The following is a 25842-nucleotide window of genomic DNA, read 5'->3' on the forward strand; positions in this document are numbered from 1 at the left end:
TATATTCCTTCCGTTTAGGTAGTTTTTAACAACTACAAGTCACAACTAAAAATATTACAATGAAAGTATTAAAATTTGGAGGAACCTCTGTAGGTTCGGCTCAGAACATTAAAAAAGTTATAGATATATTACAAAAGGAATCTTTGTCTAATCCTTTAGTCTGTGTGGTTTCAGCTGTTGGTGGTATTACTGATAAGCTATTAGAAGCTGGTGCTTTAGCCAAACAAAAAGACAAAAAATATAAAACTGTTTTTGATAAAATAAAAACAATTCATTATAAAGTTATAGAAGAATTAACACCAGACTCAACGACTATAAAAAAGGAAGTTGACACAAAGTTTGAGGATTTAGAACAACTTTTAAACGGAATTTTTTTAATTAACGAATTATCTCCAAAAACCTCTGATAAACTTGTAAGTTTTGGTGAGTTACTATCGTCTTTTATCATAGCAAAAACCATGGAAAACATGGGTTTAAATACTATTATAAAAAATAGTCAAGAATTAATTGTGACTAACTCAAACTTTACAAAAGCAGAAGTTATTTACGATGTGACTAATAAAAACATTATTGATTATTTTAACCAGGCAACGCAACAAGTTACCATTTTACCTGGATTTGTATCTAAATCTCATTTAGGAGAAATCACGACTTTAGGTCGTGGTGGATCAGATTTTACTGCTGCAATTATTGCTGCTGCCTTGAAAGTTGAACAATTAGAAATCTGGACAGATGTTAGTGGTATGTACACAACAAATCCAAAATTGGTTAAACAAGCGTACCCAATTAACAACTTGTCTTATCAAGAAGCTATGGAGCTGTCTCACTTTGGAGCTAAAGTATTGTATCCTCCAACAGTACAGCCTGTTTTAAATTTAGCTATCCCAATACATATAAAAAATACATTACATCCAGAAGCTAACGGAACTGTAATTTCTAATCAAAATAATGGTAGCGATCTTACTGTAAAAGGAATTAGTCATATAGACAAAGTTGCACTTTTTACTTTAGAAGGAAGCGGAATGGTTGGTATACCAGGTTTTTCTAAACGCTTATTTGAAACTTTAGCTAGCGAAAAAATAAACATCATATTTATCACACAAGCCTCATCAGAGCATTCCATCTGTTTTGGTATTGATGAAGGTAATGCCGAAACTGCAGAATTGGCAATTAACAACACCTTTGAAAACGAAATTTCATTACACAAAATTAACCCTATTATTGTTGAAAAAGGCTTATCTATAATTGCCTTAATTGGTGATAACATGAAAAGTCATCAAGGCATTAGTGGTAAGTTATTTAGCACTTTAGGAAAAAACAATATTAATGTAAGAGCTATTGCTCAAGGTGCTTCAGAAAAAAATATTTCTGCAGTAATTAACAATAACGATGTCAGTAAAGCTTTAAACAGCTTGCATGAGCGCTTTTTTGAAGTAAACACAAAACAACTTAACGTGTTTATAACAGGAATTGGTAATGTTGGAGAAAAACTAATAGACCAAATCCATCAACAACACAACTTTTTAAAGAAAAACCTAAAATTAGACGTCAAAATTGTTGGAATGGCTAATTCCCGAAAAATGATATTCAATCCTAAAGGTATTGATTTAAATAATTGGGCTTCTCAATTTCATCATGCTGATAAATCTAGTATTGAAGGCTTTTATCAAAAAGTTATCGAGCTAAATTTAAGAAACAGCATTTTTGTTGACGTCACTGCAGACAAAGATGTTGCTGCTGTCTATGAAAATTATTTAAAACAAAGTGTTGCTGTTGTAGCATGCAACAAAATTGCATGTTCAGACAAATATGCCAATTACAAAAATTTACAAGATTTATCATTAAAATATAACGCCTCATTTTTATACGAAACTAATGTTGGTGCAGGTCTACCAATTATCAACACTCTTAATAATCTTGTCGCTTCTGGAGACAAAGTTATAAGTATTCAAGCAGTTTTATCAGGAAGTTTAAATTTTGTGTTTAATAATTTTAGTGATAAAAAGAATTTTCATGATACTGTAAAACAAGCTCAATTTGAAGGCTATACAGAACCTGATCCTCGAATTGATTTAAGCGGAATTGATGTGGCTAGAAAAATTTTAATTTTAGCTAGAGAAAACGGAATACCTATGGAAATTGAAGATATTGTTAACGACTCATTTTTAACTAAATCTAATTTAGAAAGTACTTCAGTTGATAATTTTTACGACACATTAATTGAAGAAGAACCACATTTTCAAAAACTATACGCAGACGCAAAAGCTAATAATTGCCAATTAAAATATGTAGCCGAATATAAAAATGGTAAAGCCAAAGTAGGCTTACAACAAATACCAGAAGGACATCCATTTTATAATTTAGAAGGAAAAGATAATATTGTAATGTTTTATACACAACGTTATCCAGAACAGCCTTTAATTGTTAAAGGTGCTGGAGCTGGAGCAGATGTAACTGCCTCAGGACTATTTGCTGACATAATTAGAATAGCAAATAAATAAACTCTTTTATATATTTTAAAATAATTGTCGCTTTAGCGAAAATGACAAAATATAGTTTTAAATGAACGAAATTAAAATATTCTCACCAGCAACGGTAGCCAATGTTTCGTGTGGATTTGATGTGCTAGGTTTTTGCCTAGATACCATTGGTGATGAAATGGTAATAAGAAAGACTAATGAAAAAGGAATAAAAATCACCAAAATAGTTGGTGCAGATCTTCCTTTTGAAACCGGTAAAAATGTAGCAAGTGTTTCGGCTTTAGCCTTATATAATGATGCTAAACCTGATTGTGGTTTTGAAATTGAAATTTACAAAAACATAAAACCAGGAAGCGGAATTGGAAGTAGTTCTGCAAGTGCTGCAGGAAGTGTTTTTGCTATAAACCATTTATTAGGCAACCCTTACAACGCTACACAATTAACAGGTTTTGCAATGAAAGGTGAAGCAGTAGCTAGTGGTTGTGAACATGCAGACAACATTGCTCCTGCACTTTTTGGTGGTTTTACTTTGGTAAAAAGCACATCGCCTTTACAAGTATTGCAATTGCCAACACCTAAGGATTTGTACGTTACAATAATACATCCACAAATTGAAGTTAAAACCTCTGAAGCTCGTGCTATTTTACCACAAGACATTCCGTTACAAAATGCCATTACACAATGGTCAAATGTTGGAAGCTTGGTACACGCATTACACACCAATGATTATAATTTAATTAGCCTGTCTTTAAATGATGTGGTTGTTGAGCCTTATAGAAGCCAATTAATCCCTCATTTTGATTTGGTTAAAACCGAAGTCTTAAAAGCAGGTGCTTTAGGTGCTGGAATTTCGGGTTCTGGACCTTCGATATTTGCACTATCAAAAAGTAAAACTACTGCTGAAACTGTTGCAAAAGCAATGACACAAGTTTTTACCAATACAACTATTGCATTTAATACTTATGTGTCCAAAATTAATACTCAAGGGATGAAAATTATTAGTTAAAACCTAACTATTAATTTAATAAATACAAACTAACAAAACATCACAAAAAATGAAATATTATAGTCTTAACAAAAAAGCACCTAACACAACGTTTAGGGATGCTGTAATAAAAGGATTGGCTCCAGATAAAGGTTTATATTTCCCTGAAAATATTACGCCATTACCTGCTTCATTTTTTGAAAATATTAATGATTTAAGTTATAATGATATAGCTTTTGAGGCAATACAGCAATTCGTTTCTCCAGATATTCCAAAAGACGTTTTAAAAACTATTATTGCAGAAACTTTATCTTTTGATTTTCCTGTTATACAACTCAACGATAATATTTCTACCTTAGAATTATTTCATGGTCCTACTATGGCTTTTAAAGACGTTGGAGCACGATTTATGGCTAGATGTTTAGGCTATTTTAACCAAGACAACACTAACGAAGTTACTGTTTTAGTAGCCACTTCTGGTGATACAGGAGGAGCTGTTGCTAATGGGTTTTTAGGTGTAAAAGGTGTAAATGTTGTAATATTATATCCTTCAGGAAAAGTTAGTGATATACAAGAAAAACAATTAACTACATTAGGTCAAAACATAAAAGCTTTAGAAGTAGATGGTGTTTTTGACGATTGTCAAGATATGGTCAAACGTGCTTTTTTAGACACAGATTTGACTAGTAAAATGCAGTTAACCTCTGCCAACTCTATTAACGTTGCGCGTTGGTTACCACAACTACTCTATTTTATGTTTGCTTACAAACAATTATATAAAACAAAAAAAGAGATTGTATTTTCTGTGCCAAGCGGAAACTTTGGAAACGTGTGTGCTGGTATGATGGCACAACAATTAGGTTTGCCAATTAAACACTTTATTGCATCAAATAATCAAAATAATGTGGTAACTAATTATCTTAAAACCGAGGAATATACTCCAAAACCATCTGTACAAACTATTAGTAATGCTATGGATGTTGGTAATCCTAGTAATTTTATTAGAATACAAGAAATATATAAAAACAATTTTAGTACACTAAAAAATAATTTATCGTCTTATAGTTTTACTGACAACCAAACTAAAGACGCATTAAAAGAAATTCATGATCAATATAACTACGTTGCAGATCCTCATGGTGCTGTTGGTTATTTAGGTTGTAAAGCGTATTTAAAAGAGCATCAAAATACGCATTGCGTATTTTTAGAAACTGCACATCCAACAAAATTTTTAGATGTTGTAGAAGAAGTTATCAAACAAAAACAACCATTACCTGTTCAAATTGAAGCTGTAATGGATAAAACAAAAGTAGCGACTAAAATTAGTACGTATGACGACTTAAAAACGTTTTTATTAGACTAATAATTTATCTAAAAAAATCATGTTTAACTTATCTTTAAATCACATTGCTATATCTGTTAAAGACGTTGATAAATCTGTAATGTTTTATAAAAAAGTATTACAACTTAGTGAAGTTAAAAACACAGCATCAACCTCTAAAACCAGATGGTTAGTATTAACAGATACCAAGCAGATACATTTAATACCAAGACCAGAATTAGAAGTCTTCACTAACAAAGCGGTTCATTTTGCTTTAGCTACAACAGATTTTGATACTATTTTAAAACATCTGCAAGCGCTTGGTATTCCGTTTTCAGACTGGAAAAACACACCAAAAAAAGACTATATACGTGATGATGGTGTCCAACAAATTTACTTTCAGGATCCTGATGGTTATTGGATTGAAATTAATAATGCTATTTAATTATACTTAACACTTAATAACTTTAAAAAAATTAAATGATAAAACCTAAATTAATTTTTGTGATGCTGCTTATTGTATCCTCATGCACATCGCAGAGTAATGAATCTGAAGTGTTAGAAGTTATTACTCAGTCTATGGTTGATGCAGAAGAAAAACGTTGTGTTGACTTATATGAGATAGAAAAAATAGATACTAGCATTAAAAAGTATCTTGACACTACTAATTTAGAAGTCGTAAAAAAAAATAGTATTAAAAATTTAAATTATTTCTTAGATGATAAAAACACTATTATTGAACAGCTTAGATTTTACAGAGAACAAGAAAACGAAGATTTTAAAGAAATAACTAAAACCTATACAAAAGAAGAGGAAGAATATCTTGAAGATAAAAACACCTATTTAGAACTTGTAAACGATAACCACTTAAAATACAGAGATACGGTCCAAAATGGTGTGTTTTTCAATCAAATTTTCAAAAATAATAGAGCTTCTTTAAAAACGGTAGTTAGAAATAATGGTGCTACTGTTTTTAAGTTTGGAAACCAGCAAAGCATTCAGCCTTTTTATTATTTAAATTTTGACTCTGAAAAAGATTTAAAAATCTTAGCTACCTATTACCATGATGGTACAAAGGATAGTGTACCAACACCAATTGAGCCTTATTCGTTTCCGTTAAACTCAATACCTGTTAAAGCAATGAAGCATGTTGACAGCTTAACATTAGAATTTAAAATTAAGTATGTTTCAAAAATAGATTCAATTCAATTTAATAAAAACGAAATTGGTGTACAAAAAGAAGGTTTTAAACTTCTTAAAATGGAAAAAAACTATTTGGAGTATGAAACACCAAATGACTACTACCCTTATCACAAAGGATCCATTTTAAAAGTAAAATATTTTAATAACAATGGTGATGTACTAGACAATAAATATAGTATTAGTAATTGCTCGATTGAAACACCAGAAGAAGACTATAATGAAAGACTATCTAACAGTAAAAACATTGAAAAACACATAAAAAATGTAGACTCAAAAAAAGAAGCCTATTTGATATTAAAATACCTAGCAATTAAACGCTTAAATGCAGAGTATGCTAAAACTAAAAAAGTAAAAACTACCGTAGAAGGTAATATTGACGCTTTAACACTTTATCTAGAAAACACAAGGGATACAATTACTTTTGTTACGACATTAAAAAATATATCTCCTGTAAAAAACATTTATATTCATGAGCTAGAGGATCAAACACAGTTTATAGACAAAAATGGACAAATAACCTACTCAATCCCATCTCCTATTTACTTTTTATATTCGCCTAAAACAGATAGCCATTCAGACACTTATTTTTTTACTGACACAGACAAAGTTAAGGATAGAGAATACTATTTTATAAATCAAGATAAAGCTACAGTTACAAAATTACCATATGATAGTTTAGAGTTTTTATATCCTTCTGTAATAGCAGCAGAGTTAGCTACTGATAATAGAAGTTATAAACTACTGTCGGCTAAAACAAGTCAACTATTATCAGATAAAACATTTGATCGTTTTCTAGAAATGTATTATACAGGTAAAGGCATGCTGGCTTATGCCAATGATGAGGCATTTATCCTTTATGACCAAAACGAAAAACTAATTGATAGAGAGAGTGAAAATGTTACTAAAATTATTCTAAAAAAAGAAAATTACTAACGTCTAAAGAATATAGTTCAATAATTTTATCATTCTGGAGTACATCCTAAAAATCAAATAATAAAATTTTTATATGGGTTACCTAGCTATAAAAGTCAAACAGTATTTGTAAAGTATTAAGCTAAAATTTATTGATTAATTATACCTTTGATTAAATCAAAATATTACAGTATTTTCGGACAAAATTAATAATACGTAGTATAATTTATTTAAAATGTATTAAACATTTAAAAATCAACCAAATCAAATATTATAATGAAAAAAATTTTATTAGCTCTAGCAATATTTACTGTTAATTTCTGTTTAGCACAGAATGCAAAAAATGAAGGATGGTATATACAAGAGCTTCACTATCCTGAAATTAATTTACCTGTAGATTATAAAAACTTTAGTATTGAAATTGAAGAAAACAATGAAAACATAAAACTAAATGATAATGGTAAACAAAAGCTAACATCATTTAATAATCCTAAATTAGAAAGTTTAATTAAATCATATTTTGAATTACCAGGTTATACAAAATCTGATAATCCTGACTTTATTATTAAATTTAATAATCTAGGCCTAAAGCACATTGTAAGTTCTACCGAAAAAAAAGCTTACGGTAAAGATGCTAAAAACACTTACACTGGTATAATTGAAATAAAATCTGAAGTCGAGGTAACAGTAAAAGACCTAAACGATAGTATCATTTTTACAAAAAAGTATTCTAGAAAAACTAAATCTGAAAGTATAGGTGTTTATAAAAATAGTGGTATACCTAATAAAACTTTAGCAACAACATTAATTAAAAACCAATATCAAAATAATGCTCGAGATTATAGAACCTCAAAGAATGTATCAGAAGCAGGATATATAATCCAAGATATATCAAAATCTTTAAAAGCTTTATTTTCTAGTTATTACGAGTCTAAAAGAGTAAATCTTTTTCGAATTAAAAAAGAAGAAAAATATGGTATTGATAATAATACTCAAGTTGACAAATTAGTAGCTTTAAACAAGGTAGATTACTCTGATAGCTATAATCAAGAATTACACAAATTAGTTAATGAAAGTATTGAAAAATTTAATACCGAAATTGCTAAAATTAAAAACAAAGAAGATAAAAAAGAAAAAAAAATCTACTGGACTTTATTATCTAACTTATCTGGTGCATATTATGCTATAGGTGATTACGAAAAAGCTATTGAGTATGCTAAAAAAAGAATGGAAGTTGACTATAATAAAAAATGGAAATTTAATTTAGAAATAGCCGAAAGCCGTAAAAAAATCACAGATAAAAACAAATCATAAATTAAATATCATTATCAAAAAAACTACCTGATTTAGGTAGTTTTTTTGATAGGTATCATTTTATATACTAAATTTATTACTCTACTTTTAATCACTTAATCACTATTAAGTGAATATTTAAGCATAAATCAAAATAACTATTTACTATTACATAGATGGGCACGATAAAAATAAACAGCACAACAGGAGCTAAAATATTTATTGACAATGTAGCCTCAGGTACAATAAATAAACAAAGTAAAACATTTAATGTTAGCAATGGTCAACATCAAATATATGCAAAAGCAGCTTGGTGCAGTAGTCAACCATTAACAGTAAATGTAACAGATCAAAAAACAACTATTGTAACACTTAACAGTTTTAAACATGAAACCTTGTTTAAAGCTGCTTTCATGTTGCTAGCTGGATTACTTTTGTTTACTAAAAATATGATATTTGCAGTTTTTGCTGCAATAGTATTTTTATATCCATTATACTATTTAACCTTTGGAAAAAACAATTATTTACAATTATCAGAAAAAACCATAACTTAATCTTTTATACCAAAAGATATGAGACAACTTAAACCCTTACTAATAGTATTAGAATTAAGTAATTTTTGTTTAGGACAAAGCTTACCTGAAAAACTTAGCGAAACTGATTATGGAACGTATAGCAAAACAGTTATTTGAAAAAATATCTCTTAGCAAAAAGGAAAACACAAAATTATACTATAATTTTTTTGAAGATAAAAACCATGGAAATGCTTTGCATCAAGCAGTTTATGATGTTTTTGAAAAGATTTTTAAAAGCGTAAAATAATTATTTATATGTTATCAAAACAAATCATATATCTTGCAGGTGGTTGTCTTTGGGGAGTTCAAGAGTTTTTAAAACACATTCCTGGAATTATTAATACTCAAGCAGGTAGAGCAAATGGCACAACTAAATCTACTAAAACAGATTATGATGGTTTTGCAGAATGCGTAAAAACTACTTTTGACAGTAATATCGTTTCAGTTGAAGATTTAATAAATTATTTATTAGAAATCATTGATCCTTATAGTATTAATAAACAAGGAAACGATATAGGTCAAAAATATAGAACAGGTATCTACAGTAATAATACAAGACATTTATTGAAAGCAAAAACACACATTAAAACAATTGAAGATAATCTAAATAAGGAAAATAAAACACAAAAAACAATTGCTATTGAGGTGCTTCCATTAACTAATTTTATTCCAAGTGATACAGAACACCAAGATAGATTAACCTTGCATCCAGAAGATTATAGTTATTGTCACATCCCTTTAGACGTATTACACAAGTACAAGAACAACTAATTTGACAGACTTAAAGAAGTTAAATTAAAAAGAAAAAATTACTACTTTGTGGCTTTTGTTAAATACTCATTTAATACAAGAGAAGCAAAAATAAGACTTCCTCCAATTATAATTTTAACAACATTGGCCTCTTTGTTCCATAAAACAAGGTTGACAATTAAACCCAACGGAATTAATGCATTATTCATAATTGCTAAAGACCCTGTGTTTACTTTAACAACACCTTTATTCCAAAAATAATACCCCAAACCAGACGCAACAGCGCCTAGATATATTAAAATTGCCCATTGCAAAGCTGTAGTTGGTAACTTTTGGGCTGAACCAAAAATAAAAAACGCAATAAAAGCTACTAAAAATGCACCAATAAAAAACAAGCCAAAAATGGTATGCTTTGGTTTGGTTTGTAATTCTGGTGTAGATTTTAGTAAATACTTGTATGTTACTTGACCAATAGCAAAACAAAGATTAGCGCCTTGAGTAATTAAAAAGCCTAAAAAAACATGTTCACTAATACTTGAGTATTGTATATAAGCAGCTCCTAAAACAGCTAATAATGCAGTAAAAAGATGTACTTTATTAAACCGTTTAATTAAAATGTCATTTAATAAAGTAATGTAAATTGGTGTTAATACACTAAACAATAACACTTCTGGAACAGTAAGAAAATTAAACGACTGAAAGTAAAAACAATACATTAAACCTAATTGAACAGACCCAATACCAATTAGCTTGATAATTGTTTCTGTTTTGATGCCTTTCAGTTTTAAAAAAGGTAAAAATAGCATTGTAGCAATACCTATACGTACCAATACAGAAAACCATGCATCCACATGTCCCGAAAGATATACACCAATTAAACTAAACGAAAAAGCCCAGATAATAGTAACAAAAAATAAATACTTCATATGGAAACAAAGTAAAACATAAATAGAATTATAAACAAAAAGATTGTAACTCCCTTTTTACTGTAAAAAAACAAGTAATATAAATCACTTGAATTTAAAGTAATTAAGTATTTTAATTTATCGATATAAAAAAATAACTTACATCAAAAATAAACAAAACAAACAACTATATTGTTTGTTATATAAACAGTTGTAAGCAATTTGAGAAAAACCGAAAACCAATGAATAAAATCCTATCATTAATACTAATTTTGTTTCTAAACCAAAGTTGTAAAGAACATAAAAACGAATTACCAAAGTCCATTAAAATCATCACGAAATTTAGAGTTTTAGACGAAAAAATTAGTCCGAATAATATGAACTGTTCTAAAAAAAGTGTTCCGTTTTTAGAAATGAAAAAAAATGATTGCTCATTCTTAATTGGAATTTATGAATTTGACATAGAAAAGAAATATCTGATAGACGACAATGGAAACCTAAAAGAATTCTTGAAATATTTATCCGAAGGTCCATTAGCATATTCATTGAACGAACTGAATTCGGATAAGAAATTTAAAGAATACGAAAATTTAGAAATATTTAATGTTCAAGTCTCAAAAAATCAAACTGAAATAATAGATTCCAAAGACACTTTAGAAATTGAACAAGTTTTTATATCTGAAAAATTAATATTAATGAAAAATTCGGAAAATATTGGAAGAAGAATATTGTATGAATATGAATATGAATATGAATAAAACTGCTTAAAATAAAATACTGTGATACAAAAAATAATTTTTTTAACTAAAATACTTCCGTAAGAATCATAAATAATACAATAACAAAAAGTGTAAACGGAATCATAGAAAGACAAAATAAATGAATTACAAACTTTTAATTTAAATAATAGCCCTAACTATTTCACTTGTAAGTTTAGGATGGAATATATTTAACAAAATCAAGAGTGAGAAAAAGAAATTACTAATTCAATGTTATAAAAGTAAAGAAAAAAATACTTTTAAATGCGTATTGACTTTGACTAATGTTGGAAATAAACCTATTTTTATAAGGAAAATTGAATTGCACGAAAAAAAAATAAAAAATCATTTAAACGCAATTTGGATTATAGTAAGTATCAATAAGGTTTCGAAAACAAACCTATACATTCAGAACATTGGCAAACATTAATTTTTAAAGACACTAAACATTTCAAATTTTATAATCCTAAAATTCAGAAATTTAAGAAAACTAAAATCACAGTTGTTGACCCAAAAGAAAAAAAAATCTCAACTAAATGGTTTGAAAAAAATAACTTACATTGATTAAAAATGGAAACAACAATACAAAATATAGTTATAGAAATAGCACAGGAATTAGATTGTGGATTTGACTAATATTAAAACTCTAAAACTCTCGAAATAATTCCCATTCCAAGTTTGTCACAGTTTATAGACAAAGACGACTTTAAAGAAGCTTTTAGTGACAGTTTAGAAAAAGTCGAAAAATATAAAACGGATTTTATAAAAATTGAGACTTTAGAAAGCTTTGAGTCATTTAAAATTATAGACTTTTTATTGAACAATTATCTGACCAAAATCTAAAGTCAGAATTGGAAAATGTATTAGTAAACAAAAAACCATTTCAGAATTTTAAGCATAAAATAGACCATTCTGAATTTAGATAAAGTTGGTTTGAATTTAAGTAAAGTGAAATGGAAAAAATAGTAAAAACGAAATTAAACAGGTAAAAAACCAATACATAATAAAGTTCTTTAGTAAAAAAAAAGTGTTTTTTTACTAAAGAACTCCTGAAATTATTATTATAAATTAGTCCTGATTTTTTTAATAGCAAAAGCCTGTTTTAATAATGTATTACAAACAGTTATTAATGCTATTTTTTTTGCTATTTACTTTAGCTATTCATCGTCCTTGTATTGCTTTGTAATACTTCTTGTATTTACAGGTATTAAAACTGTTTATAAATAACAACTTTCTAAGTTTTTGATTTCCTATTTCACTAATTCGTGAACGTCATTTTCCCCTACTCCTACTTTGACGGATCATTAGTATTAGTCCAATGTAATTAAACAATTCACATCCGTTTGTAGATCATTAAAAAAATCATCATAAATAAAAAAACACTTCAAGCTTCATGACTTTCTAACGTTTTAATGGCAGTAGTCAATTAAAAAAAACAAACAATTATAATTTTAGAAATTTGTATATTAAACCATAACCCAAATACAAAAATTATGAACAACCAATTTAAATCAATAAGAGTAATCACTCTTAGCATCATCGCACTTTCTGGTGCAGTATTATCTTGTACTGACACTTTGGAAATAGAAGCGGAACTAAACTCAATAGTAGATGATAAAGAACTTGTAGATAGTTCTATGTTAAATACTAAAGTAGCAACCTCAAATTCTGTGTGTACGACAGCAGGAACAAACACAACGCGAGAATATACATTTACTGGTGATGTAAATAGTTCTATTAACACAAAAATTGATGATAGAACTTGTACTTATAATTACACGCAATTAACAGAGAATGGTATCATCAAAGGTGTTTATAAAATTAAAGCTAATTCTAACCATATGGATGATCTTCAACCAAGAATAGAACGTGCCTCACCAGTGGTTTCAAATGTTAAAAATGGAAATTACGTATCATTTAGTGGTTATATCACAATAAATAGAGCAGGACATGTAGCTGGCCAAAATATTAGTACAACTTCTGTAAAGAATCAGTCTGGAACTTACATTATTCAAGCCAAAGGTAAACATTCTGGAGGTGGAGGTAGCAAAGATCCAGCTATCTGTTTATTAAGAGCTGTACCAAGATTTACTGGCAATACCCAATCTTCCTTTGATATATATAGAGAAGAAATTACAACACGCGGTGGCATAGGGCTAAGTGGTAGACAACTAATATTTTTAAAAAATATACCGGCAAATGTACGCACCAAAATCACCTTAAAAACAGGTTTCGAATTGAAAGGAGTTGCTCCTAATGAGTTTTTAAATCATTATGTCAACATAACTATTGGAACTAGCACTTACAATTGGGATGTACCAGAACCAAGCAAAGCTCTACAAGCTAAATACCGTTTTGGTGCATACCGTGTTAAAGGTGGAGAGGCGGAAATAAAATGGGATAATGTAACTAGAGAATTTGTAAATACACCTTAGTTTGACCGTTATTTTTTTATTTAAAATAAAAGAGGTTAGCTTTTGGTAACCTCTTTTTTGTTTTAATATTTTAAAACATATAATTACTAAATATAAATTGTTGTAAATGTTATTTTACCAAAATTTATTATTACATTTTTTATACTATCAAAAAGTCTATGCGTGAAGTAGCTTAGACTTAATGAATAAATTCTTAAAGAAAAAGTATAAATATATTCCCTTCAATGTATTTAGTTTTATTTGATATTTTTTATCTAAACAAAGCAGTAAAATGAAGATAACTTAAGCTTATGTTGTTAAAAAAACACTTTTTCTTTCATGTTTTTTTGAACCACTTTATTTTTTTAACGTGAAGAATATGTATCATATTTCTCTACCTAAAAAAGACAAATCAAACCCTAAAATATTTAATAACGTTTTTATAATATTAGATTAAACACATCAAATAATATAAGAATTAAATTCATAAACGTAAAAAATTGAAAAAACCCAATTAACAGTTTTAACGTACAACCATTAAATATTATCCTCAAATTAAATAACCAAATCATGAAAAAAAACCTACAAATGTTTAAAAGACTAATGTATCTACCTTTGTTTTTAATGCTATTCTCTCTAAGTTCAGTAGCTCAATCTCCTGTAGAAAAACATGGTCGATTACAAGTTAACGGAAATCGTATTCTTAATCAGTATGGAGAAATTACAAGCTTAGCTGGCAATAGCCTCTTTTGGAGTAATGCTGGAGACACCTCCGATTTTTATAATGCAGAAACTGTTGATTTTTTAGCAGAAAACTGGAATAGCTCACTTATTAGAATAGCAATGGGTGTAAAAGAAAATTGGGATGGCGGAAATGGCTATATTGATAGTCCACAGGAGCAAGAAACTAAAATTAGAAAAGTTATTGACGCAGCTATCGCTAATGGCATATATGTTATAATAGACTGGCACACTCACGAAGCAGAATTATACACAGATGAGGCTATAGACTTTTTTACCAGAATGGCAGATCTTTACGGAGATACTCCAAATGTAATGTATGAAATTTATAACGAGCCTATATACCAAAGTTGGCCTGTTATTAAAAATTATGCAGAGCAAGTAATTGCTGGTATACGTTCTAAAGATCCAGATAATTTAATAATTGTAGGTACTAGCAATTATTCTCAGCAAGTTGATGTAGCATCAGCAGACCCAATATCTGATAATAATGTAGCATATACATTACATTTTTATGCAGCATTTAACCCTCATGATAACTTAAGAAATGTAGCACAGACTGCATTAGATAATAATGTTGCTTTATTTGTTACAGAATGGGGTACAATTTTAAATACCGGACAAGGTGAACCTGACCAAGAAAGTACTAATACATGGATGGCCTTTTTAAAAGAAAGAGGTATAAGTCACGCTAATTGGTCTTTGAGTGACAAAGCGTTTCCTGAAACAGGGTCTGTAGTTCAAGCAGGACAAGGTGTACCTGGTTTAATTAACAATCAACTTACAACATCTGGTGATATTGTAAAAAATATCATCCAAAACTGGGATACAGAGACCGCTTCAGAACCAACAACAACACAATGTAATACTATAGAATGTATTAGAGTTGCAATGCAAACAGCACAAGCAGGAGATGAAATTATAATTGCCTCTGGAAACTACAATTTTCAAAACAAGATACAAGGTGCCTTTAACCGTAGTGCATACCTTTACGGTAATGCTAATGGAAGCAGTACAAATCCTATTATATTAAGAGGAGAAAGCGCTACAAACCCTCCTGTTTTTTCAGGATTAGATTATAATAATGGCTATCTTTTAAGTATTGAAGGTGATTATTGGAACATTGAAGATATAGAGTTTAAAACAGGGTCTAAAGGTATTGTTCTTGACAATTCTAACGGTAGTAAATTAAAAAACCTTGTTGTACATGATATTGGAGAAGAAGCTATTCACTTGCGTGATGGATCTAGCAATAATAGTATAGATGGTTGTACTATATATAATACAGGTAGAACTAAACCTGGTTTTGGCGAAGGTTTATATGTAGGCTCAGATAAAGGACAACATGACACTTATGAAAGAGCTTGTAATGATAATACTATTGAAAACTGTACAGTTGGACCTAATGTAACAGCAGAAGGCGTAGATGTTAAGGAAGGTACAATGAACACTATTATAAGAAATTGCGTGTTTTCTGCAGAAGGAATTTCAGGAGTAAATAGCTCAGATGCTTTTATTGATTTAAAAGGAGCCTATGGTTTTGTATACAGAAACACGTTTAACGTTGATGGTTCTGAAGTTATAAATACTGGAGTAGACTTTTTAGATAGAGGTACAGGATTTAATACAGGTTTTAGAAATGCAATATTTGAAAACACATATAACCTTGGCAGTAGAGCTTCAGAAATTTCAACTGCTCGCAAAAAACAAGGTTCTCCTGAACAAACTCACGTTTGGGATAATATTAGAAACCCTAATTCTGTTGATTTTCCAATAAGTGATGGTACAGAAAATCTAGTAAATCAATTTTGCCCAGATTGGAATATAGAACCATGTAATCCTATTGATGAAACCAATCAAGCACCTACAATAAGCTTCCTATCTCCTATTAACAATATTACTTTAGTTGAAGGTTATAATTTACAAGTTGAAGTTAATGCTACTGATGCAGATGGAACTATTGATAATGTAAAACTATTTATAGATAACAATTTAGTTAGACAAATAAATTCTACTTCATATAAATGGGGCCATTCTGAATCTCCAAACACAGATGAACTTAATGGTCTTACAGAAGGTACTTATGCCTTTAAAGCTATTGCAACTGATAATGAAGGGCTGTCTGCAGAAACGGAATTTGTATTAACTGTAATAGCAGTACAAAACCCATCTGAAACTTGTAATTTTAATACACCTTCTCAAAATGGTTTAGAAGATTTTGACAATAAAAAGTTTTCTAATGTTTTTGTGTTAGGATCTGGTGGACCCTCTTTAAGTAATTTGAAAACATTTACTATTAATTGGAATTCGCAATACAATGGACTCTATCAATTTTCAATAAACACAAATAATGGTGTTCCTGATTATTATATAAATTTAAAACCAAAAATTACCTTTCAGTTTAAAAATGAAAATCCCGAAATGTCTATTAGTAATAGCTTAATTCCTAATTTTGATGGAGATTACTGGGTAACATCAGATAATGGTAACTTTGTTATGGTATCAAAATCTAATAATTTTACATTATATTTTAGTAACGACTCTTCTACTCCTACTTGTAATGTTATAAGTAGCAACCAACGTAGTCAAACAATTAAAATTAATAATGATTCTGGTACTAATTTTAAGCTTTTTCCTAATCCTGCTTCAAACGAAACTATTTTTGTTAGTTCTAAAAATGAAAGACTAGTATCTGTTGAAGTTTATGATTTACAAGGAAAATTATTAATTAGTCACAATGATGATAGTACGTTGCTAAAATTAAATATTTCTGAAATTTCATCAGGAACTTATGTTATAAAAATTACAGGCACAACATCTAAAAAACGTTCTTTATTTGTAAAAAAATAGTACTTAAAAGACTATTAAAAATTAATAACAATAAAAGCGGAATATCTATTATTTAGGTATTCTGCTTTTTTTTTTATATGTTTTTTTACATCTTCTAAATATAAAAATCAAACCACTAAACTTATGATTCAAAATTCATAACAAGCCATAATGTAATCTCACAATCCTTTCTATTTGGTTTATATTTATAATATGCAACAAAAAAATCTATCCATTAAAAAATAGGTAAGAAATAAAATGTATTCCTTACCTATTTTATTAATCTTAACATTTACCAAATGATTGACTTATAACTGTAATACCTGCGATTACGATAGAAATTTTAACTCCAGTTGGGATTCCCCAAGTTGTACAAATACTAATACAAGCCTGTCCGACAGAACCGCTTGGTATACTGACCGGAAGGGTAAAACAATGTTTACCAAAACCTAAAGGTAAATTGATACAAACACTATGTCCTTCTGTTGTTATTTTAATACACTCTGCACTAACCAACATACAACCACCACGACTTGTATCAAAACTAGAGTTTTTAGCATCTAAGACACTACCTTCATATGTTTTTTTTGCTGCATCTACTGCATTTGCTATTGCTTCATCATTAAACGAATAAGTTGCCATAATATTATTTTTTTTAACTATAATCCTACTCTATTTATTTTAGGTTTTTCGGAATCCTCCTTAGTAAACAAAAATTGATAGTAGCTACTTATTCAAATATTTTTTTGTGATTACATTACAAATGTCTAATATTTTTTAAAACTTAAAAAGAGTGTAAATACCTGATTTTAAGCAACAAGTATTTATACGTACAAACAACTATTTAAAGTTTAGAATCTAATAGTAAAACAAGTATTGATCATAATATAGATTGAAATCTAATTATAACATACATACATTTTGGATAAACTATATTCTAAAAACTAAGTTTTCACAAAAAACTATGTGTACAATTAGTATTGATTAAAACTAATAAGACAAAACAAAAATATGCTGTATTCAGAATATCAAGTAAAATCCTGAATACAACATATAATTTAATACATAAAATACTTATGAAGTACAGTTAAAAAACGGATCCCACCAGAAATATTTCATTGGAGCTCCTCCAACGGATACACCAATTTTTAATTGATAGGTACATTTACCCTGTACCATAGCAGTTCCAATCCATTGATAAGAAGATATTGCATCTTGCTTTTGAGGGTATCCAAAATTTCCAAAAATATTGACACCTGATGATACTTCAAAACCTACGATTTCAACATTGTCACCTTGACTACCTGCAAGATCTATAGGAAAAGTATTAAAACCAATACCAAAACCTGCAGTTACATTTGAATTTAATTCTAATCCACCTTGACCGGAACTCCCTCCAACTGCATTATTATCCATCATATAAATTCCTTTTCCTGCATATTGACCTGATGTTTGACTATATAAAAACACGGTATCTACAGCAACGTTTATGACTCTTGCAGGAATTACTGTTCCTGCAACAAAATTTGTACTATTATTTCTCATAATATTTAGTTTTATTATGCTTCAACTGGAGTGATTACCACTGGAAGCGTTACGGTTATAGATTCAGACCCACCATTGTAGCTAAACTGGATGTTAGAGTCTACAGTTCCTCCAACAGTACCTGTTTCAAGTTTACCAGTAAACGTATTGGATAAACCTGGAACTGGAGCTGGAGGTGTTGCCCAACCTGATTTTGCTCCAACAGCAGTAATAGTAAAATCACCATTAAATTGTGGATCTATAGGCACAACAGTCCAACACACATTACTACCACTAATAACGTTAGTTTTTAAATTTGCTGTTCCTTCACCTGTAGAATCTTGACTTTTATTGCAAACAGCATAGCATCCAGAGGTTGAACCCTGTTTCATACTATTTACATCTGCCCATACTTGGACAAATACCGTACATTGATTTGGTTGTATTGACATCGATTAATTATTTAGTTTTCTTACTCTATTTAAAATTGGCTTTTCAGATTGCGCCATAATAATTAAAACGAATTGTAGCTACTCAATCGATTATTTCATTATTAATTACAACACAAATATCTGATGAAAACTAAGAAATCATTAGAGTATAAATAATGCTTTTCAAAAACAGGTATAAACACCTAAAACATTAAATATCAATAAATTAAATAAGTGTTTATCAAGAAAAACAAAATGCAAAAAAAAATAAAAAACTTGATTTATTATCTACTATTAAAAGGACACCATCTTTTTTAATAAGTATAAAAAGAATTATAATTATCATCTACAAGAAATTGAAATTGTAACTTTGATCGATAAACAAACTAAAAACTAATACAAATATGAATTGGAAAAATACATACAATTTATCAATTGTTATTTTAATTTCCTTAACCGTTCTATTTATAAAAAATATTTTTAATAATTATTTTTTTTATGGCTACTTAAGAAACCTTTTCAATGTTATAGAAATCATAGTCTTTTTTGGCTTTATAAAAACATTAGACAACTCAATAAAAGCTAAAACTAAAGACAAAAAACTACATATTTTTGAATATGCATTATATGTTGTTATAGTAATAAAAATACTGTCTACTTTAATAACATTGTACTATATAGCACAAGCACCTAGATTATTAACACAATTTTTTGTAATACTTACATTATCATTAAACGTAGCTTTAATCTACTTATCTTTTAATGCATTTAAAATTAGAAAACAATTATTTGGAAACTACACTAACAATGGTAATTTAAAGGAAAATAGTTTTGATATTGAATCATTAGAGAGAAAAAAATATACTACAAATTCAGAAAGGTTGAGTCTATGTAAAATTTGTATAAACAAGACATTTGACCCCAAAATAGGTCTATTATGTAATATTGATTATTCTAAACCAAGCTTTAATACTTTTTGTAAAGAGTTTATTGTTGATGAGAAAGAACAAGAAAGAATAATTGAAAATACTACTGTAGAAAAAAAAGGTTTTTTTGGCAGTTGGAAAGGTCCAATAATCATGTCCATATTGGGATTTATAAGAGCAGCTATTCGCGGATTTGAAGATCCTTTTGGATTAGTGTTTTTAGTTTTAGGTATTAGTTGGCTTGTCATAGCCTTAACATCTAAAAAATAAATACAATTATCTTATAAAACAACACCTCTTTAAGTGAATAAAGAGGTGTGTCTGTTTAATATAAATAACCAAATTATATTAAAGTGCTTTTTTTAGGTCTTCAATAGTTTTAGCCATTACAACACCTGGTAATTTTACTGGAGCAGCAACTTCTGCTAAAAATGTTCCTTTTACTTCACCTGTTTTGTAAGTTGTAAAACCTACTCTGTATAAACCAGCAGTTAAAGCTTTTGTAGGGCTTCCTGTTTCGCTTTTATATCTTAAAAGTGAATTATAACTACTTCCACTTGGTTGCTTAGGCATTTCGCTACTGTCATCATTACTTGTTAATGTTGTCCAAGTTGCACTTTTTACAGACTCTTCTGTAACATCTTCTTTCTTAAAAATTGTAGAACGCTCTAAAGTAATATAAGTATCAAAAAAATCTTCAGACGATGCGTTTTCTGTATATTCATCAGACTTAATAACATTTTTTACTTTGTTTTTTCCTACTGGAGAAACCATTCTTACACCTAATTCTGGAGCAACAATTGGTACCCAAACATATATGTAATACATTTTTTTACCATCTTTTACTTCATCTTCGTTTCCCGGAGAAGCGTATCCTGCATAAGATATTACATCTGTATAAGGTACTTTAATTGTTTTTGGTCCAATTTTCTTTTCTGTTGAACTTCCAAATTTTTTCAATTTCTGAGCTTCTGCACTAAACATTGCACAAAAAGCTAATACTGATAATGCTACTAATTTAATTTTCATTTTTGTTTATTTAATTGTTGATTATATTTCTTTTCTAGAAGAATAATATTGATGCTACAATCATCCAAGCACCAACAAATAATCCTACTACACCAAGTTTACCTTGTTTTGGAGCTAATTTTTCTCTTAAAGCTATAGCTTTTTCTTTTGCAGCTTCATTTTTAGATAAAACAAGTTTATTAATAAGAGTAAACCCTAACATAAACCCTAAAATAGCTTCTACAATACTACCTACTAATAAAGTTGCCCACCATATTGGGAAAGTTGTAATCCATCCTAAATTTAATATTGAAAAAATGATTCCCCAAACACCATAAAAACAAAATGCTAATCCAATCCAACCTTGGTAAGGTTCAATTTTGTCTAAAAGTTCTTTAGCATTAGGTTTTTTTGATAATAGTAATGAAGGCACTGCGATAATACTTAATAAAATTAATGTAATTCCAAAAGTCATAATGTTTTGTTTAAATGGTTAAAATTAGTTTTTGTTTATAATTGAAACAGTTTGTTTGTTTCTATTTCAAATATCCTGAGGCAAATGTATACCAATAGACACCGTTAAATATCACCATATTTAGTGAAATTGAATACCCTGAAAACAGTGACTAATAATGTAATTAACTGATTTTAAACACTTAAAAATGCAATGCAAACTATTTTTTAATACAAAACACAAAATAATGCTAAATACTATTTACAATTAAATTTGGATTGGAGCTAATATGATTCACTATGAAATATTAAAACAAAAAAAAGACTCTAAAATTAGAGTCTTTTTAATAATTAGATGGTATGTTTTTTTAACTAACGTAGCCTTTTTTTATTGCATATTTAGTCAATCCTGCAAGGTTTCTAACATTAAGTTTCGTGATAAGGTTTTTACGATAACTCTCAATAGTATGCTTACTTAAAAACAACTTATCGGCAATTTCTTGCGTAGTAAACTCTTCTGCAATAAGCGAAATAACTTCTACTTCACGTTTAGTTAGCTTAATGTCTTTATCTTTATTTTTTTCAAATTTACTTTGAAGGTAAATATCTTTAATAGCTTTAGAAAAATATTTTTCTCCACTTAAAATAGTTTCAATAGCTTTTAAAAACTCTTCTTTTTTAGCGTTTTTTTGAAGATATCCATCAACATCACTATCAATAAGATCGTCAATTATTTCTGGAGTATTATGCATACTTACCACCAAAGTTTTAATATTTTTATTGGTGCTTTTTATCCATTTATTTAAGGTAATACCATCTACTTCTGGCATAGTAACATCTGTAATAACAAGATCAATTTTTTCTTCGGTATTTATGTTAATATATTTTTTAACTTCACCACCATGTTTTGCGGTGTATAAAATACTGTAATTACTTTCTGTATTTAAAATACTTAATAAACCATCTAAAAACATTTTATGGTCATCTGCAATAATAAGATTATGCTTCATTTTTTTATGCTTTTAACGGAATTTCTATATTAATATTAGTACCTCTATTGGGTTTAGAATCTATATGTAAAACACCCTTATAATTCTCTACTCTGTTTTTTATATTTGTTAAACCAATACCTAAAGTTGTTTTAGAAGTATCAAACCCTACTCCATCATCTTCGTATACTAAAAACAAGACGTCTTCTAAATAATCTAGCTGTATATCTATTGTTTTTGCTTTGGCGTATTTGATTGTATTTGTGGTTAGTTCTTGAAAAATAGAAAACAATTCGTTTTGTAAAATCTTGTTTAATTTATTAATTTTCACTTCGTCAAAAATAGAAATATTTATGGCTATTTGGCTTGCTTCTTCAACTGTTTTAACATACTCTTTAATTAAAAACACAAAGTCATTTTCTCTTATTTTTTTTGGTAATAAATTATGAGACAAATTTCTTACCTGCTCATAAGTATCGTCTAATTGCCTATAAATTAATTTTAATTTTTCAGGATGGTTAGATAACTGACTAAACTGTAATTTTATTGCTGCCAGATTACCTCCTACGCTATCATGCATAACCTGAGCTATTTTTTTTCGTTCTAAATCTTGACCTCTAACAGAGGCTTTTATAAGTTTTAATTCTTGATCTTTTTTTAACGAAATGACTTGCTGCTCGTTAATTTGTTTTTCTTTTAAATTAACTAAACTTTGAGCTTGTAATTTTTGATAATAAATAACTAAAAGCCCTACAATTGGCACTAATAATATAAAAAATGCAATTAAGACTATATATTTAATGGTTCTTTCTCTGTCTAACTCTATTGCTTTAACTGCTTCTTTTTCTTTAAGTAACGAAATTTCATTTTTACGCTTTTTAACACCATTTTGCAATTGCAATACTTGATTTTCATTTTGCTTTGCTATAATCGTTTTTTGAAGTTTGAATCTTTCAATATCAGCTTCTTTTTTCTTAATATTTAAGCTTTTATTTAAATTTTCAATTTGTAAAGATTTTATAGTTTTTTCTTTTTCTAAGGTTTTAAACTTAACTTCTAATCGGTTAATTTCTTTTTCTGTTATAGAGTTGTCTATACTGTCTTTTATTTGGTAATATTTTTTACCGTAGTTGTAAGCATTTCTATAATCTTTTTTTCTAGAAGATAATTTTTCTAACATTAAATAGCTATTCATCTCAATATTTAGATTACCTAATTGCATAGCTTTAACTAATGTTTCAGTAAAAATCAAAAGTGCTTCATCATCCTTATTCTGATTAAATAAAATATTTCCAATTTCACCTAAAGCATTTAACTCTAAATTATAAAACTTATTTTTAAAACTTATATCTTTTGCTTCATAAAAAAAAGATAAGGCTTTATCTTTATCTCTAGTTAGATAATTACTTCCTAAGTTAATTAGTATATTTACTGAAGCTTTCCTTCTAAAACCATCTTTTTCACAAATTGCTTTTGCTTTTTGTAAGTAACTGTTGGATTTGTCATATTCTAAAAGCGAAGAGTAAATTGCGCCTAAATTGATATAGCTACCTAAAATAATTTCGTTATCGTCTGAAAATTTTATACATTTTTCAAACAACTCTAAAGCTTCTTTTGTTTCACCAAGTGTAACATAAGCACTAGCTAAATCGTGTAAGTGAGTGTAATATAAATTTTTTTCGTTATGCTTTTCACTTAACTCAGCTCCTTTAATATGCCAGTTTTTACTTTCTTCATATAACCCCTTATTTTTATTGTTTAATGCAAGTAATTGATAAGATAAAATAGTTAATCTTATACCTAAAGAGTCGCTTACATTGTGTTTGTTTTCAAGAGCTTTGTGGGTATAGTATATAGACGAATCTGTTGCGACATATCTGTTATGATAATAGGCCAGTAACAAATAAGTATTGGTCCTAGATTTACCAAATTTAAAAGTTGGTAATAAAGCATGTGCCTGTTGGTAGGCTTTTTTGTATAAACCATTATTGAAATGGTCTAATAATTGAGCTACTTTTTCATCTTCATTTTTTGAATTAGCTACTGAGTTTTGCGAAATACTTAAACATGCATTACACAAAAACAGAAAAACAAATATGTTTTTAAACTTAAAAATCATGCACAAATGTAACTAATACAAAGTGGATTACCATCCCTGAAAACAGGGTTTAATGGCTAAAACCATTTAATTTACAATAATACATTAACAGCTCGTAAAAACCACATCTAATATGAAATTACATAGTTAAAAAAAAGACGAAAACTAATTAGTCTTCGTCTTCTGGTTTAAAAAGTTCTGATTGATATTTTTCTAAAAATTTCTTTTGTCTTTCAATCATTTGTAAGCGTATTTTATCAATATCCATAAAATCTTTTCCAAACGGACTTACAAAAAATTGGTCGTTAAAAAAATGATTGCTAAAAAGCGAATCTTCAGCAAAAACATTTTCAAAACCTTCATTTTCAAACTGCGAAAAGTTTGAAAAAAATCTTGATTTAAAAGATTGCATGATACTATCTTTATCTTTAAATGCCAAGCTATCTGTTTTCATATTAGAGGACCAAGAATAGATGCTATCATATTTTACTAAATTACCATTTTCATCAAAAACTTTATCCACTTTCCAGGTACCTTCGGGTACTGAAGTACTATTGTTTTTAGTATGGTTTACATCTTCATTTGTGTCTTTAATGTCTTGACCGTTACAACTAACACTAAAAAAAACTAAGGACAATAATAAAATATATTTTTTCATTACATTAGGTTTTAAATTAATAATACTGTTAAAGACAAGTCATAAACAGACTTATCTTTAACAGCTATAAAACGTTATGAAATTTTAATGGTGCGTGGAGGCTTTTGTTTTGCCTCTTCTTTTTTAGGTAATAGTAGACTTAAAATTCCATCAGTATATTTAGCATTAATCTTTTCATCATTAACACTTTCTGGTAAATTAAAGGTCCTTTTAAAAGAGGAATAACCAAACTCTCTACGAGTATAATTGGCATTTTTGTCTTCATTTTCTGCCTTTGTTTCAGTAAAAATAGACAATACTTGATTATCTAAGTCAATATGAAAATCTGATTTTTTAAGACCAGGAACTGCCATTTCTACCATAAAAGCATCTGCTGTTTCTTTAATATTAACCTTAGGTAAGGTCATTCCGGTGTTAAAATTTGAAGTGAAAACTGATGGTAAATCTCTATTAAATAGATCATCAAACCAGTTGGACAAAGTTGGGAAGTTTGCGTTTGAATTAGTGTTTGCTAAACTTCCGTTTTTAGGAACATTAACTAAATTGCTCATAAGTACAAAATTTTAAATTAAACATTATTTCAAATTGA

The 25842-nt window shown here is 28.5% G+C and carries 23 protein-coding genes; 13 read left to right on the plus strand and 10 right to left on the minus strand.

Annotated features, from left to right (window positions below):
- Window positions 1–59 precede the first annotated feature (59 nt).
- The 9 genes from thrA to JAO71_RS14940 all read left to right on the plus strand — a co-directional run bounded on the left by thrA (window position 60) and on the right by JAO71_RS14940 (window position 9540).
- The gene (thrA, locus tag JAO71_RS14900; protein WP_116822580.1) at window positions 60–2501 is read left to right on the plus strand and encodes a bifunctional aspartate kinase/homoserine dehydrogenase I; all 2442 of its coding nucleotides are present in this window, start codon (window positions 60–62) and stop codon (window positions 2499–2501) included.
- Window positions 2502–2562: 61 nt separating this feature from the next.
- Entirely contained in the window at window positions 2563–3486 is a 924-nt protein-coding gene (locus JAO71_RS14905; RefSeq protein ID WP_203001590.1) for a homoserine kinase, read from the plus strand.
- Window positions 3487–3535: 49 nt separating this feature from the next.
- Complete coding sequence (gene thrC / locus JAO71_RS14910) at window positions 3536–4828, plus strand: threonine synthase (RefSeq protein WP_203001592.1); 1293 nt, start codon at window positions 3536–3538, stop codon at window positions 4826–4828.
- Window positions 4829–4847: 19 nt separating this feature from the next.
- Window positions 4848–5231, plus strand: a complete 384-nt coding sequence (locus tag JAO71_RS14915) for a VOC family protein (protein ID WP_116822577.1) — start codon at window positions 4848–4850, stop codon at window positions 5229–5231.
- A gap of 35 nt (window positions 5232–5266) precedes the next feature.
- Complete coding sequence (locus JAO71_RS14920; RefSeq protein WP_203001594.1) at window positions 5267–6922, plus strand: hypothetical protein; 1656 nt, start codon at window positions 5267–5269, stop codon at window positions 6920–6922.
- A gap of 255 nt (window positions 6923–7177) precedes the next feature.
- Complete coding sequence (locus JAO71_RS14925; protein WP_203001595.1) at window positions 7178–8215, plus strand: hypothetical protein; 1038 nt, start codon at window positions 7178–7180, stop codon at window positions 8213–8215.
- A gap of 155 nt (window positions 8216–8370) precedes the next feature.
- Window positions 8371–8748 carry a hypothetical protein gene (locus tag JAO71_RS14930; RefSeq protein ID WP_116822574.1) on the plus strand — a complete coding sequence of 126 codons (378 nt, stop codon included), beginning with the start codon at window positions 8371–8373 and terminating at the stop codon, window positions 8746–8748.
- A gap of 109 nt (window positions 8749–8857) precedes the next feature.
- Window positions 8858–9016 (plus strand): hypothetical protein, encoded by a 159-nt coding sequence (locus JAO71_RS14935; RefSeq protein ID WP_162874818.1) that lies wholly within the window; start codon window positions 8858–8860, stop codon window positions 9014–9016.
- An 8-nt stretch (window positions 9017–9024) separates the two neighbouring features.
- Window positions 9025–9540, plus strand: a complete 516-nt coding sequence (locus JAO71_RS14940) for a peptide-methionine (S)-S-oxide reductase (RefSeq protein WP_116822573.1) — start codon at window positions 9025–9027, stop codon at window positions 9538–9540.
- 41 nt (window positions 9541–9581) lie between these two features.
- On the opposite strand, the gene JAO71_RS14945 is transcribed toward JAO71_RS14940, so the two are convergent.
- Window positions 9582–10445 (minus strand): EamA family transporter, encoded by an 864-nt coding sequence (locus JAO71_RS14945; protein WP_028608107.1) that lies wholly within the window; start codon window positions 10443–10445, stop codon window positions 9582–9584.
- A 221-nt stretch (window positions 10446–10666) separates the two neighbouring features.
- On the opposite strand from JAO71_RS14945, the gene JAO71_RS14950 reads away from it, so the two are divergent.
- The 3 genes from JAO71_RS14950 to JAO71_RS14960 all read left to right on the plus strand — a co-directional run bounded on the left by JAO71_RS14950 (window position 10667) and on the right by JAO71_RS14960 (window position 17187).
- A complete protein-coding gene (locus tag JAO71_RS14950; protein ID WP_203001597.1) occupies window positions 10667–11182 on the plus strand; it encodes a hypothetical protein in 516 nt (171 codons plus the stop codon).
- Window positions 11183–12675: 1493 nt separating this feature from the next.
- Window positions 12676–13617: a hypothetical protein gene (locus JAO71_RS14955; RefSeq protein WP_203001599.1), complete on the plus strand. Its 942-nt coding sequence runs from the start codon at window positions 12676–12678 to the stop codon at window positions 13615–13617.
- Between the two features lie 549 nt (window positions 13618–14166).
- Complete coding sequence (locus JAO71_RS14960) at window positions 14167–17187, plus strand: cellulase family glycosylhydrolase (RefSeq protein ID WP_203001601.1); 3021 nt, start codon at window positions 14167–14169, stop codon at window positions 17185–17187.
- Window positions 17188–17451: 264 nt separating this feature from the next.
- Here the strand turns inward: JAO71_RS14960 and JAO71_RS14965 are convergent, their stop codons facing one another.
- The 3 genes from JAO71_RS14965 to JAO71_RS14975 all read right to left on the minus strand — a co-directional run bounded on the left by JAO71_RS14965 (window position 17452) and on the right by JAO71_RS14975 (window position 19142).
- Window positions 17452–17808 (minus strand): hypothetical protein, encoded by a 357-nt coding sequence (locus JAO71_RS14965; protein WP_028290369.1) that lies wholly within the window; start codon window positions 17806–17808, stop codon window positions 17452–17454.
- Window positions 17809–18240: 432 nt separating this feature from the next.
- On the minus strand, window positions 18241–18711 hold the full coding sequence (locus JAO71_RS14970; protein ID WP_051419235.1) for a hypothetical protein: 471 nt from the start codon (window positions 18709–18711) through the stop codon (window positions 18241–18243).
- Window positions 18712–18725: 14 nt separating this feature from the next.
- The gene (locus JAO71_RS14975; protein WP_028290368.1) at window positions 18726–19142 is read right to left on the minus strand and encodes a hypothetical protein; all 417 of its coding nucleotides are present in this window, start codon (window positions 19140–19142) and stop codon (window positions 18726–18728) included.
- Window positions 19143–19525: 383 nt separating this feature from the next.
- On the opposite strand from JAO71_RS14975, the gene JAO71_RS14980 reads away from it, so the two are divergent.
- Complete coding sequence (locus JAO71_RS14980; protein ID WP_203001604.1) at window positions 19526–20317, plus strand: hypothetical protein; 792 nt, start codon at window positions 19526–19528, stop codon at window positions 20315–20317.
- A gap of 78 nt (window positions 20318–20395) precedes the next feature.
- Here the strand turns inward: JAO71_RS14980 and JAO71_RS14985 are convergent, their stop codons facing one another.
- The 6 genes from JAO71_RS14985 to JAO71_RS15010 all read right to left on the minus strand — a co-directional run bounded on the left by JAO71_RS14985 (window position 20396) and on the right by JAO71_RS15010 (window position 25804).
- Window positions 20396–21076, minus strand: a complete 681-nt coding sequence (locus JAO71_RS14985; protein WP_116822566.1) for a Lipl32 family lipoprotein — start codon at window positions 21074–21076, stop codon at window positions 20396–20398.
- 34 nt (window positions 21077–21110) lie between these two features.
- Window positions 21111–21530 carry a hypothetical protein gene (locus JAO71_RS14990; protein ID WP_028290365.1) on the minus strand — a complete coding sequence of 140 codons (420 nt, stop codon included), beginning with the start codon at window positions 21528–21530 and terminating at the stop codon, window positions 21111–21113.
- Window positions 21531–21876: 346 nt separating this feature from the next.
- A complete protein-coding gene (locus JAO71_RS14995) occupies window positions 21877–22518 on the minus strand; it encodes a response regulator transcription factor (protein ID WP_028290364.1) in 642 nt (213 codons plus the stop codon).
- Between the two features lie 4 nt (window positions 22519–22522).
- Window positions 22523–24616 (minus strand): ATP-binding protein, encoded by a 2094-nt coding sequence (locus tag JAO71_RS15000; RefSeq protein WP_203001606.1) that lies wholly within the window; start codon window positions 24614–24616, stop codon window positions 22523–22525.
- A gap of 148 nt (window positions 24617–24764) precedes the next feature.
- Window positions 24765–25253, minus strand: a complete 489-nt coding sequence (locus JAO71_RS15005) for a hypothetical protein (protein WP_203001608.1) — start codon at window positions 25251–25253, stop codon at window positions 24765–24767.
- A gap of 74 nt (window positions 25254–25327) precedes the next feature.
- Window positions 25328–25804: an Hsp20/alpha crystallin family protein gene (locus JAO71_RS15010; RefSeq protein WP_028290363.1), complete on the minus strand. Its 477-nt coding sequence runs from the start codon at window positions 25802–25804 to the stop codon at window positions 25328–25330.
- Window positions 25805–25842: the final 38 nt, after the last annotated feature.

Source organism: Olleya sediminilitoris (genome assembly GCF_016785945.1).
Lineage (GTDB): Bacteria > Bacteroidota > Bacteroidia > Flavobacteriales > Flavobacteriaceae > Olleya > Olleya sediminilitoris.